The organism is Bacteroides sp. OM05-12 (assembly GCF_003438995.1).
GTDB lineage: Bacteria > Bacteroidota > Bacteroidia > Bacteroidales > Bacteroidaceae > Bacteroides.
Map to the genome: position 1 here is coordinate 140667 of NZ_QSUN01000001.1, position 14019 is coordinate 154685.

General features: G+C 38.5%; 9 protein-coding genes. 1 reads left to right on the plus strand and 8 read right to left on the minus strand.

Annotated features, from left to right (window positions below):
* Nucleotides 1–277: 277 nt before the first annotated feature.
* The 8 genes from DXB63_RS00535 to DXB63_RS00570 form a co-directional block, all read right to left on the minus strand.
* Entirely contained in the window at nucleotides 278–406 is a 129-nt protein-coding gene (locus DXB63_RS00535; protein ID WP_122124418.1) for a T9SS type A sorting domain-containing protein, read from the minus strand.
* A 15-nt stretch (nucleotides 407–421) separates the two neighbouring features.
* A complete protein-coding gene (locus DXB63_RS00540) occupies nucleotides 422–3982 on the minus strand; it encodes a hypothetical protein (RefSeq protein WP_147332238.1) in 3561 nt (1186 codons plus the stop codon).
* 161 nt (nucleotides 3983–4143) lie between these two features.
* Nucleotides 4144–5718 (minus strand): tetratricopeptide repeat protein, encoded by a 1575-nt coding sequence (locus DXB63_RS00545; RefSeq protein WP_122124420.1) that lies wholly within the window; start codon nucleotides 5716–5718, stop codon nucleotides 4144–4146.
* 160 nt (nucleotides 5719–5878) lie between these two features.
* Complete coding sequence (locus DXB63_RS00550) at nucleotides 5879–8008, minus strand: S46 family peptidase (RefSeq protein WP_122124421.1); 2130 nt, start codon at nucleotides 8006–8008, stop codon at nucleotides 5879–5881.
* A gap of 13 nt (nucleotides 8009–8021) precedes the next feature.
* Entirely contained in the window at nucleotides 8022–9380 is a 1359-nt protein-coding gene (locus DXB63_RS00555; protein ID WP_122124422.1) for a TIGR00341 family protein, read from the minus strand.
* Between the two features lies 1 nt (nucleotide 9381).
* Nucleotides 9382–10875, minus strand: a complete 1494-nt coding sequence (locus tag DXB63_RS00560; RefSeq protein WP_122124423.1) for a lipopolysaccharide biosynthesis protein — start codon at nucleotides 10873–10875, stop codon at nucleotides 9382–9384.
* 22 nt (nucleotides 10876–10897) lie between these two features.
* Complete coding sequence (gene ruvB, locus DXB63_RS00565) at nucleotides 10898–11926, minus strand: Holliday junction branch migration DNA helicase RuvB (protein ID WP_122124424.1); 1029 nt, start codon at nucleotides 11924–11926, stop codon at nucleotides 10898–10900.
* A 71-nt stretch (nucleotides 11927–11997) separates the two neighbouring features.
* Complete coding sequence (locus DXB63_RS00570; RefSeq protein ID WP_122124425.1) at nucleotides 11998–12699, minus strand: DNA alkylation repair protein; 702 nt, start codon at nucleotides 12697–12699, stop codon at nucleotides 11998–12000.
* Nucleotides 12700–12780: 81 nt separating this feature from the next.
* Here DXB63_RS00570 and DXB63_RS00575 point away from each other — a divergent pair, with 81 nt between their 5' ends.
* The gene (locus tag DXB63_RS00575; RefSeq protein WP_122124426.1) at nucleotides 12781–14019 is read left to right on the plus strand and encodes a nucleoside recognition domain-containing protein; all 1239 of its coding nucleotides are present in this window, start codon (nucleotides 12781–12783) and stop codon (nucleotides 14017–14019) included.

The window sequence follows — 14019 nt, forward strand, 5'->3', positions numbered from 1 at the left end:
TGAATGATGAGTATATCTGCTGAATGATTCCATCTTTCAGTCTAACTTATTCGGTATCAATGCAGAATTGGCAAACTGAAGGATGAAACTTGCGGGCAATTGTTACTTTGAGAGTATACAAAGACTTTAACTATTTTGTTGCAAACATTAAACATGAAACGGAGAAGCCGCTATTATTACGACTTCTCCGTTTTATTATCCGCTCCCGTAGATACGGATTTCTTTCTCCTTAGATAATTGTCAACGCTCTCTTATGCGCTAACGAATGCGCACGTGATTATTTGACAATAAACTTTTCTGTTATATTCAGTTCACCGTCAGTCACTTTCAGAAAATACATACCGCAAGGCAGATGGGATAAATGGATATTATAATCGCTTGCAGTACTACTATTTACATCTTCCATATATAAAGTTTGTCCCTATACATTGGTCACCTCGATACTCAAAGCCCGGTTTGCATCAAATGCATTCAAATCAATCACAAACGTTCCGTTATTCGGATTTGGGGCAATGAATACTCGTTTCGATAAATCTTTTCCTTCATCAATAGAGGAAAGAGTCTGCCAAGTTATATCAATAGTGGTCGCTTTCCCAAAATGACTGGTCAACTTCAGCAGATAAACCGTATTTCCTTTCACCTCTTCCAATGAAACAATCTTGCCAAACCCATCGGGACAATCATTATTAACCGTCACGAGTGCCTCTCCATCGCAAGTAGTATAGAAATCCATTGCCGGTATTGCATCTCCCGTCTCACCACAAGCAGATACGGTCAACTTTCCATCTTCAGCCGGAGTTATGCCATACCATACAACTTGTTCACCTGCCGGACAAACAAATGACGTTCCATCTTTACCCACCTTTACCTCTATCGGATTGGAACACAAATCACCGGCAGCATAATCTTCTTCCGACAAATCAAATGATACTTCATCCGCAAATGTTACTGTATTTGTAATACAAATAATATAAGCGGTGCCGGCAGTAACTTCAGTCTTATAAGCAATTCCCGTTTCATCCGGACAAGCAGACTGACGCACGAGCATATTCTCAGAGTTACAGTCCGTTTTCACAATCACATTACCTTCCCAGTCCTCACGACAAAGAGAAATCTTCAACCAACCGTCTTTCTCCGGTGTATAGCTATAATAGGTCTCTCTCGCTCTATCCAATAGCGGTAACACATTTGATCCTGATGCTGCATGAATCAGATGTTCGCAATCAAAGCCGGGAGCAACCTCCAAAGCAACATTAATCGTAGGAGCATTGTCATAATAACTCTTCAAATTCAGCAAATACACGGCATCGGCTTTAACATCCAATAATACAGTATGACCCGACATATCTTCACAGTAGTCTACCTCTGCTTCGAGCAGTTGTCCATCACAAGTTGTATAGAAATCAAATTTCTCGTCTACGGCATTACCGCTACCACAAGTTGAAATCAATAATTTACCTTCTTTCTTAGGAGTAATGGCATACCATAAAGAACTTTCTCCAGTAGGACACATAAGTGTAGTACCCGTTTCATCCACTTCTACTTTTTTCGGATTAAAACATAGTTCTCCTTCTTGCGCAACCTTATAGGTAACAGACCAAGTGACGCCACTTTTTTCTTGTCCAATAATAATATTTACATAAACCGAAGTTCCTGCAGCAATTCCAACCTTCACTGCATAGCCCTCTGATGTATAAGTAGAAGATATCAGTTGACCGGAACAATCACCTGTTTTTACTTGTATGGTAGAAGAACCTGAACCTCCTATTATAATCGTTCCACCGGGGAGCGTATTACTACTGATTGTATAGAACCCGTCTTTATCCGCAATAAACTTATACCACGTGCTTCCAAGAGTTCGTTCTACAGTAATTGGTTCAGCCACGCTGCTTAATTCAATAGGCATAGCACAGGCGTCTCCCAAAGCATAATCTTCGACTGCCAATGTAAAGGACATATCATGATTAAAGGTCGTATTATTCGTAACACATATAACGTATGAATTACCGGCTGATGCTTCTACTTTATAGGTAGTTCCTATATTGCCGGAACAAGTTCCTTTTTGCACAGGCAATGCAGACGAATTACAATCTTTCTGAATTGTTACAGCTCCGCTCCAGTTATTCCAATCGGCATCACAAATAGAAATTACCAGCCATCCGTCTTTTTCGGGAGTGTAGCTATAATATGTACTCCTTTTTTCCGAAGGGAATGCATTATCTCCCAAAACAGCCGATAACGGTTTACTACAAGCTTCGCCGGGTTCGTAATCAGATTCCCCAACGTTGAATTTAAATTCCGGATAATCAGAAGAAAAGGTCCATTTTATCAAATAAATACTTCCTGCATCTACTTTCATCTTTAAAGAAGCTCCTCCACCTTCAACCGGAGTACTTGAAGCCCGTACAGAAGCATAAGCCCCACAATCTGTATATATTTGGAAAGACCCCGTGAAATCAGCCAATGCACCGACCGTTGCAATTTCCAGGTATCCATCTTTACTTGATTCGTAACTATACCAAACTGTTCCCTTTCCTATACAACTATTTTCACCGGACTTTGCATTAAACGGATTATCACATTCGTCTCCTTGTTTTACAGGCGCATCAGTAATTTTAAGATTAAACGGTTTACATGAGGTTGTGAGTTCTAATTTAAACAGATAAGTTCCTGCCTTTGCCGTATATTTTAATGAAACTCCTCCATTCGTCCAATCTTTACTTCCTGAAGCAATATAGCTACTTTCGCAATCTTTATAGAGATAAAGACTTCCCGCGAAATCTGCTACACCAATATTAGAAATCTCCAGATAAGAAGGATCGGTCAGTGTATAACCATACCAATAAGTTCCTGCTACACCGGCAATTGGATTATCACCTTTGGTCGCAACCAGAGGCTTGTCACATTTATCTCCGGATTGATAATCTTCCACATTTACCGAGAAATGGAAATCTGCCGTCATAGAAGTCGTCAAATTAATATTGATCAAATACGTCTTTTGTGCTTCCACTTCATAACGAAGATAAAATCCTTTCCCTTCAGGGCAGACTCCGGCAGTCTTTTTCTGGAAGCTGCTGCAATTCTCGTGCAATAATACTTTTCCAGAAAAATCAACATCCATGTTACAAGAGCTAACCACCAAAAATCCACTCTTATTTGTTGTAAAGCTATACCAGTGATCTCCTATCTTAGAAGCCTTACAAGTATTTAAATCACCATCGACTGCTATTATAGGATTATCACAGTCATCTCCTTGTTCCACCGTTTGACAAGCAACTGTCACATCACAGAGTTTCTGATTATCCAGTTTCAACAGAACCGGAACATTCTCCGTTACAGACATCTTATACATCTTTTCATTTCCAGCTATATCTGTAGCCTCTCCATCGCAATCTGAATAACGTTTCACATTATAAATACGAGTACCGCTAGGAAATGTAAGCACTAGTCTTCCGGTTATTGCCGGAGTATAGCTAACCCAAGTAGTATAGACATAATTGGAACCATTGGCCGGTATCGTATTCACACCGTCTTTTAAAACAAGAGCGTCATCACAAATCGCACCACCCAAAACAATCTCTTTTATAGTTACCTCGAAACTTGAAATTTCGACCTCTGGAGGTGGTGCTCCCCAAAGTGAAGTTGGTTGCTGAAAAACAATATAATAAGAAGTTCCTTTAGGAATCTGTATCTCCAGGCCACTAGAAGCTGCTGATGGATATGAATTAAGAGGAGTATCACAGGATGCTACTCCTTGAAGTTTTATACTTTCAAACTCTGTCGGAACTGAAATCTTCAAAAGCATATCTTTATCTACCGGAGCAGTATAAGAGTACCAATAATTTTTCTGTCCCTCTACATAAGTAACGGATTGTGTTCCTCCTCCCTCCGAAATAGGAATAGCCATGTCACATGAACTATTTTGTGCCATTACCTGATAACAGAACGACAACAAAAATAAGAATAAGTAAATTTTCTTCATAAGAGTCATTTTTAGTAGTTATTATATCGATGTATCTAATTGAAATATAAAGAAACGCTTGCAGTATCACATTGATATGCAAATATGAGAAATACAATCACCAAATCATATTTTGCAAGGGGATAAAAAAGGGAGGTAAGGATAAAAAAGAGAGAAAAATATTAAAGGCTAAACAAATAGCTATAAAGCAAGGAAGTACTTGTCAGACCCATTTTCTGAGAAATTTGCTGCTTTTTCTTTTTACAATATTCCGGCGTTATATTCAACAGCGATGATATTTCTTTCGTATTTAAGTTGATATAAATAAAAGATAAAAAACGAACTTCATTAGCCGTAAGACTGGGATGTTTCTCCCGCAATGCAACAATAAAACGCTGATTTGTTTGCTCAAAATGGGTCATAAAACTATCCCATTCTCCGTTCTCTCTCAATTGATTCTTCAGTTGTCGGATATTGTCTTTTAACTTAGGGTTGGCAGACAAATCCTGAGACTCGGACAATGTATTTACTAAATTGGCAATCAACTCATTTCGATTTGCAAGGAATAAAGCTTTTGAAACTAACTCTTTATTCTTTAATTCTATCTCGTGCTCTAATTTCTCCTGTTCGTTTTTCAAACGCTCCTGTTCCAATAAGGCCAAAGTTTCTTGCTCTTTCAGCTTGTTCTCCAAAATCAGTTTATCGTTTTTTTCTTGCTTCAACTCTAGCTCAATAATCTTTTTGCGTTGTTTATCTCTCGCCAGCTTATTGACAAATGCCCATATCAAAATAAGCACCATTAATCCGGAAAGAATAAAAACGATCCATAGAATCTTTAATTTAGCCTGGCTGTCTGATAGTTCTTTTTCATTCTTTAATAACTCAAACTTAATGCGCGTATTCTCAAAACGTTTTTGATCCTTTATCACATTCAAAGAATCCAAAGCGTAGATGAATGAATCTTTATAAGCTATTGCTTTTCTATAAGCTCCACTTTCCTTATATAGGTCCGACAATAAAGCAAATATATCTTTCTTGCTTTCGATATTGATGTTATACCCTAAAGCTTCTTCTGCATAGCGAATAGCCTCATCAAATCTTTTCTCCTCCTTATACACTTCAACCAACTCCAACACTACGCCTGTTTTCAATTCCTGATCCCCACTGTTTTGAAACTGAGGAAGCAGCTCGAGCGCTAAACTTTCGGCTGAGGCATATTCCTTCTTTTGTCTTAAGTTACATACAGTGAGTGATTTGACACGCAACATCTCATTCGGATAATTTTTCAGGAGATTGGAAGCAACCTGTAAAAACTTCTCTGCTTCTTTTACGTTCTCCATATAGCTGGCTGTCAAAACAATATTCATAATACAGCCACCGGTAAAAATTGTATCTTTTGTATCTTTGGCATAATCATAAACTTTCTTATAATATTCATTTGCTTTATTATATTTATGATCTAAGAGATACAAACTACCTATATTATTCATAATCCTCATTTCACTCTTTACATCCAGCTCATTCACTGCTATTTTATAGGCAGCCATAAAATTCTCTAACGCATCACTGTAATTCAGCATCTTTGCCTGATTAACTCCCATGATACTTAAAATTTTAAATTGTTCTTTGGGTAAATGCCTGCTTTCCGCCATAACTTTCGCTTTGGAAAGCAGTTCGAGTGAAGTGACAAAATCATTCTTATCCGCCGCCTCAACTGCAGATTCTATCAAGGCGTCACAATCTTGTTGTGCATACATCGGTATCGATGTTAACAAAAAGACAACTATACATCCTAAGAATAGCTTATATCTCTGCAATATCATCTAAGGCTATTATATTCTTTCCACAAATTTAATAAAAAGGTGCGAATTAAAAAGAAATACGCATGAAAATCGGTGAATTTATTAAAGCGTCCGACTAACGGAGCTGCAATTCCTGAATTAAATGGGAAGCCTTACCATATTTCTCAATAATATAAAGAACGTAACGAATATCTACTCCTATACACCTCTGCAATTTCGGTTCAAAAATAATATCACCGCTCATTGCCTCCCAATTACCATCGAAAGCAAGCCCCATAAGTTCTCCCTTCCCGTTGAACATACCACTACCGGAATTACCGCCGGTGATATCATTATCCGAAATAAAGCAGACGTTCATTTCTCCTGTAGAATCGGCATACTTCCCAAAGTCTTTCTTTTCTAGAAGATCTTGCAAAGCCGGTTCAACATAAAAATCAGGATCTCCTCTATATTCTCTTATCTTTTCAATGATACCTTTCGTAGTAGTAAAATACTTGAATTGAACCGCATTTTTCGGAGAGTATCCTCCCACAACACCAAAACTCATACGCATTGTGGAGTTCGCGTCCGGATAAAAGTTTCTTTCTTCATCCATTTCACGAATAGCTACGTTCAAAAGACGTTCTCCTTGTTCTATCACCATAGAAGAGCTTTCCACCAATTGATTCAAATCGAAATATTTCACCAACAAATCTAAAGCCAATTGTGCAGCCGGATCTTCAAACAAAACGAAAGTAGAATCTCTTTCTAACAGACGCTGAAAGCCCTTTGGCGTAGTCAATTCCGAATGAGAAAACAAGTAGTCCGCATATTTACGGTAATCATTATTATAGTCCTTTTTTATTTCGGAATAAATTTCGGGAAGATATGTCTCATCCACTTCATTCTTATACGCTTTCAACATAGCGACAAACACTTCCTTATCAATAGAAGGATCAAAATCGGCATAGATACTTTCCAATTCTTTTTTATTCCGATCTATATTTTCCGAAGAATCGTCAAAATCAAAATTAAGAATACCCAATGCCAAAGATATAAGCTCAGAAGAGTTTAAAAAAGCCTCACGGAAGAAGGCCAGAGCTCGCATAGCATCTTTGCGGTTACGATAATTCAACTTCAAATCCGTTAAGACATGAATATATTTATTTCTCTCATCCGGATTCTCCTGAATCCAATACTTTAAGTTACTTTCCTGTAATCGTTTTTTTTCAATGACATGCAGATCAGTTATCGCTTTATTCATTCCGATACTATTCTTCCAATAATTGGAACTGGTGGCATATTTAGAAGCATATTTAATACGGATAGAATCGCTGTTTTCCATGGCATTTTTCCATATAGCCTGCTTTACCGTACGGATTTCAATCATCGCCGTATTATCGGCTTCCATCCGTTCACGCACCCCAAAAGAAGAAAGATAACGTTCTGTAGTGCCGGGATACCCGATTGTCATACAATAAGAACCTTCTTTATATCCTTGTAATGATATAGGTGCTACATAATCCGGATGATAAGGAACATTTTCCGGTGAAAACTCTGCCGGCTCATTGTTTTTATTTGCATAAATACGGAATACGGAAAAATCACCTGTATGCCTCGGCCAAACCCAATTATCCGTATCCCAACCGAATTTACCGACAGAAGAAGGCGGCGCAAAGACGAGACGTACGTCATTATAGTCTTTATAAACGGATAGATAAAACTCATTGCCACTATAAAAAGGCGTTATTACGTATCGTAACAGGGAGTCTTTTTGATAATACTCATCTTGAATAAGCATCATCATCGAATCAACAGCAACACGACGTTCCTGTTCTTTCATTCCATCTGTTACGGCAGATAATATCCTTTGAGTAACATCTTCCGTATGAACCAGGAAGCTTACGTACAAATCAGGATTAGGTAGTTCTTCTTTATGAGTATGCGCCACAAAGCCATCTTTCAAATAATCATGTTCAACAGTGCTATGTTGCTGTATGGCGTCAAACCCACAATGATGATTGGTAAAGATCAAACCATCTTCCGAAACAACAACTCCGGAGCAGAAACCACCAAAACTAACGATAGCATTTTCCAGACAAGGTTGGTCCGTACTATAAATTTGACTGACAGGAATCTCTAAACCCAGTTCTTTCATTAACTGTTTGGTTTGCTCACTTAAATTATTGAGCAACCACATACCTTCACCACCATAAACATGTAACAAAGGCAATAAATAAAGCAATAAAAGAACTTTCTTCCTCATTTAACCTACTTTCCTATTCTACAATTAGTTTCAATTTATCGGCTTTCAGCCTTGCTTTCAACCATTCTGAAATCTTATCTTTTTCTGCACTTTTCAGAACTCTATCAAACTTCATTACGGCTAATATCAGTGTATCTGCACGTAAAGAATCGACATTCATTTCAACTGTACGAGAAATGGACAATGATTTCGTAGAAGGATATAATACCTGCAATTCGGGTACTAATTGTTTGCACAATTCATCATACCCCTTATAAGTCTGCAAACTACTCTCCAATAATGTTATTTTCTTCTGTTGCTCTAATAAACGTTGCTCGCTATTCTTATAAAAATCCTCCATAACCATCGCACGGATAGAAGAAATATCCACTCCTTCGTTATTCATTCCCTGATGGACAATTAAAGTAGTTTTCTCTAATTTGTATTCTTTCATCTTGTCCCGTGCCAAAGCAATGGAGGCATCAGGTACTTCCGTACCGATTAAAACGACTTTAATTTCACGCTTTTCATAGCTAATCTTACGATCCAATATCTGCGCATTTTGGAAGTTCAACTCTTTATTAATAAAATTATTTGCGGCACTTTCAAAGAAAGTACTTTTTACGATACCTACCGTTAGGTAAATAGCCGGACACATCGTTAATACCACTAATAACACAATATATTGACGAACCTTTTTCTCTTTAGCCTTATCTACAAATTCCTTTCGCTGGAAGTGCATCACACGTACACCGATAAATGTAGCTACGCTTATGAATACAGAATTTATAAAATAAAGATAAAATGCTCCAAGGAAATAAATCAGATTACCGGTTGCCAAGCCGAATCCTGCCGTACAAAGAGGAGGCATCAATGCGGTTGCAATTGCTACACCGGGAATCACATTACCCTTATCTTTTGTTGATAGAGCGACAACGCCGGCTAAACCACCAAAAAGTGCGATGAAAACGTCATAAATCGTAGGTGATGTACGTGCCAATAATTCCGATTGAGCTTCATTGAGCGGTGTAAACAGGAAATAAATAGTTGCCGTTGCTACACTAAAAGCTGTTGTAATCAAGAAACTTTTTAAAGAACGTTTCATCAACTCGAAATCATTTAAACCTACGGCTAAACCAATTCCCATGATAGGCCCCATCAGTGGAGAAATCAACATAGCACCGATGATAACTGCCGTAGAATTCACATTCAAGCCCAATGAAGCCATAAAAATCGCAAAGATCAGAATCCAGAGATTGGCACCTTTAAATTCTACTCCTTTACGAATGGATTCAATCGTTTCTAATTCATTGTATTTATCTTTCCGTAAATCAAGATACTCATTCAGAAACTTCTTAATAGCAAGAATATTACGTGGTTGTTCTTTTTCCATATTACTTTCTTATTAAACGGTTAATAATAGGAATCTGGTTTAAAGGAAAATCTTTCTTTATAATATAAGTAACAAACAGACACAAAAGTAAGGTACGGAATGCTAACCGTAAAAACATGTTTTCAATCGGTATATACATGGCTGGTATATAAAGAATTATAGCAAGCAAGGCATAACTTCCGATTCTTCTCAAATCATAATTTATCGGATACTTCTTTTGTCCCACTACATAAGAAAGTATCATAGCAGTTGCATATCCCGCAAAACCTGCCCATGCACAAGCCATATAACCATATATAGGAACAAATACCACATTTAAGATGATGACGACGGAACAACCGATAATAGAAAAATAAGCTCCCCATCTGGTTTCATCAATAAGTTTATACCAGAAAGAAAGATTAAAATAAATACCCATAAACATCTCTGCTGCCATCACAATCGGCACAACGCGCAATCCCGGCCAATAGTCACTACGGATAATATGTTTCAGAATATCCATATAAAACATAACCGCTAAAAATGCCAGCAAGGTAAAAATAATAAAGAATTTCATAGCTGTGGCATACATTTCTTTGCTATCCTTATCACGACTTTTGCCGAATACGAAAGGTTCATAAGCAAAACGGAAAGCCTGTGTAAACATCGCCATAATCATCGCAATTTTGCTTGCCGCACCATAGATGCCAAGTTGTACATCTGCTTCTGCCTTATTATCCACCAAAAAAGGATAGAGTATCTTGTCTGCTGTCTGGTTTAAAATGCCGGCAATGCCTAAAATCAATATAGGGAAAGAATATTTGAGCATACGCTTCAGCAAATCCGCATCAAACTTATATTTTACAGAAATCAGGTCGGGAATGAAAAGCAACATAATGAAAGATGTACAAATCAAGTTGGCGAGGAAGGCATAGCCTGCTCCGTAGGAGGGGTCATAAAACCATGAAACCAATTCCGGATTCGATTTGTAAAGAGCCGGAGCCCAGACAAAGAAAAAGATATTCATCAGAATATTCGTAAAGATGAACAGCAGTTTCAATGCAGCAAACTTTATAGGACGCTTTTTATATCTGAGATATGCGAACGGAATACATTGGAATGCATCCATACCGACCACAATAGCCATCATTGCTACAAATTCAGGATGACTTCCATATTCTAAAAAGCTTGCAATGGGATTCAGAAAGAAAAGACAAAGCACAATGAAAAGGATAGAAGTAGAGCCAACCGATAACAATGTGGTAGAATAAACCGTTTGCGCGTCCTCCTCACTTTTATTGGCAAAACGAAAGAAGCCCGTCTCCATCCCATATGTAAGCAGTACAAGCAAAAGGGCCGTTATCGCATAAATATTTGTCACAATACCATAACCTCCTGACTCCGCCGACAGCTTTGCCGTATAAAGGGGTACTAACAAATAATTAAGAAAACGTCCGATAATACTGCTCATTCCATAAATGGCAGTTTCTTTTGCTAATGTTTTTAAATTTGCCATGTCTTCAAACTATAAACGCCACTTAATCACTAAATAGCGTCTGTTGACTATTATATATGCTTCGTCCTAAATGTTTATAAGCCAGTTCTGTTACTTCACGTCCACGCGGGGTTCGTTTCAGAAAACCTTCTTTGATAAGAAAAGGCTCGTATACTTCTTCTATGGTTCCGGCATCTTCTCCCAATGCAGTGGCAATAGTTGTCAGCCCCACAGGGCCACCTTTAAACTTATCAATAATGGTACATAATATTTTATTATCGATCTGATCCAGTCCGTATTTGTCTATATTCAAAGCTTCAAGAGCAAAACGGGCTATCTCTATATCTATCTTTCCCGAACCCTTCACCTGTGCAAAATCCCGCACACGACGGAGTAACGCATTTGCAATACGGGGAGTGCCACGACTACGGGAGGCAATTTCTTCCGCAGCTTGAGTGGAACAAGGCACATCTAAAATGCTCGCAGAACGACGGACGATAGTAGAGAGCACATCTGCATCATAATATTCTAAATGTAGATTAATACCGAAACGTGCACGAAGCGGAGCTGTAAGCAAACCGCTACGGGTAGTTGCACCAACCAGTGTAAATGGACTTAAATCTATCTGGATACTACGTGCCGAAGGTCCTTTATCTATCATGATATCAATACGGTAGTCTTCCATTGCCGAATAAAGATACTCTTCCACTACCGGAGAAAGACGATGGATTTCGTCAATGAAAAGGACATCATTGGGCTCAAGGCTGGTCAATACTCCCGCTAAATCTCCCGGTTTATCAAGTACCGGGCCGGAAGTTACCTTAAAACCTACTCCAAGTTCATTGGCTATAATGTTAGACAACGTAGTCTTTCCTAATCCGGGAGGGCCGTGAAGAAGCACATGATCAAGTGCTTCCGCCCGTAAACGGGCTGCTTTTACAAAGATACGCAGGTTATCGACAACTTTGTCCTGCCCGCTGAAGTCTTCAAAGTTCAACGGTCGCAAAGCGTTCTCGTAATCTTTCTCCCTACTATTTAATTGATGTTCCCGTATATTAAAATCTTCTTCCATACAAATTCTGATAATGAAGCAAAGGTATAAAAAGATAAAAGATATTCTTCGTCTTTTAAGAAAAAATGCAATTACTCCTTTCTCATATAGTATTTCCGCTCTTCTTCCGGAAATTTCTCAATGGCATAACGGAGCATAGTCCTCGGCATTGCAAGGCAATATTTCTCTAGAAATGCAACAAGTAAATCCTTATTTCTTTTGCCTGCTTCACGAAGCATCCACCCGATAGCTTTCCGCATCAGGTCGTGTTCGTGGGTAAGCAGTTTCTTCGCTAGTGCATATATATCGGTGAAATCACTGTTTTTTATGAATGCATAAGTTGAAACAACAGCAATACGCTGTTCCCATAAAAGCTCACTTTCTGCCAATCGGTAAAGAGGTTCGCGGGACTTGTCTTTCAAATATTCTCCGACAATATAAGATGCGCTCAAGTCTACCAAATCCCAGTTATTGATACGTTCCGTCTGACTTAAATAGAATTCATAAATCTCTTTTCTATCCTTTTCATCGCTCTTTTTAAAACGCTCTACCAATATAAGCAGCCCGCAAAGCCGACACTCATGATACTCCGAACGCATCAGTTCTTTCACAGTCTCAAAAGATTCTTCTCTATGCTTTTTAGCAACCAAACGAACATTGGGAACTACTATTCCCAGAAATTTATCACCTTCTCCATACTGTCCCTTACCTGTTTTGAAGAACTTGGGAAGATACTCTTTTTTAACCGGATCAATATACATCTCCAATTCCTGCTGAATCTCTTTTGCTGTCATACACCTATATATTATAAGACAAAAATACATATTATTAAAAACATATGCTTACTTTTGTATGCAAATAAAATGATCTGATTTATGGTACTGAACTACATTTGGATAACATTCTTTGTAATAGCCTTTGTCATGGCGCTTGCCAAACTTATCTTTTTAGGAGATACACAGGTATTTACAGAGATTATGAATTCCACATTCAGTTCTTCTAAAACAGCATTTGAAATATCCCTCGGACTGACAGGTATTCTCTCTCTTTGGTTGGGAATTATGAAAATCGGTGAGAATGGCGGGCTTATCGCCACTCTTTCCCGTTGGCTTAGCCCGGTATTCTGCAAATTCTTTCCTGACATTCCCAAAGGCCATCCCGCTACCGGTGCTATCTTTATGAACCTTTCGGCAAATATGCTCGGACTGGATAATGCTGCTACCCCAATGGGGCTAAAAGCAATGGAAGAACTGCAACAGTTAAACCCGAACAAGGATACGGCAAGCAATCCTATGATTATGTTTTTGGTTCTCAATACCTCCGGACTTACGCTAATTCCAATCAGTATCATGGTTTACCGCGCACAACTGGGAGCCGCACAACCGACTGATGTTTTCATCCCGATTATGCTGGCCACTTTCTTCTCCACATTGGCAGGAGTTATTGCCGTCAGTCTTTATCAACGTATTAATCTACTAAACAAAAGCATATTATGTTTTCTTGGGGGAATAAGTCTTATTATCGGGACAATTATCTATTTCTTCAGTACCTTACCACGCGAAAGTATAAATACTTATTCTACTTTGTTTGCCAATATATTCTTATTCCTTGTCATCATCATTTTTATTACAGCAGGTATCCGCAAAAAGATAAATGTTTACGAGGCATTTGTAGAAGGAGCAAAAGAAGGTTTTGGAACAGCCGTGCGCATCATTCCGTATTTAGTAGCCATATTAGTAGCCATTGCAGTATTCCGGGCTTCCGGAGCAATGGACATCATCATCGATGGAATCGCCTATTTGGTAAATCTTTGTGGATTGGATACAAGTTTCGTTGGCGGACTTCCAACGGCTTTCATGAAACCGTTGAGCGGAAGTGGTGCACGGGGACTAATGGTCGATGCAATGAATACATACGGAGCTGATTCCTTTGTAGGGCGTCTGACAAGTATCTTTCAAGGATCAACGGATACTACTTTTTATATACTGGCGGTTTACTTCGGCAGTGTAGGTATCAAAAACACCCGTTATGCCGTTACTTGCGGGCTGATAGCCGATTTTGTCGGGATCATTGCTGCAATACTTATCTGTTACTTATTCTTTTATAATATATAA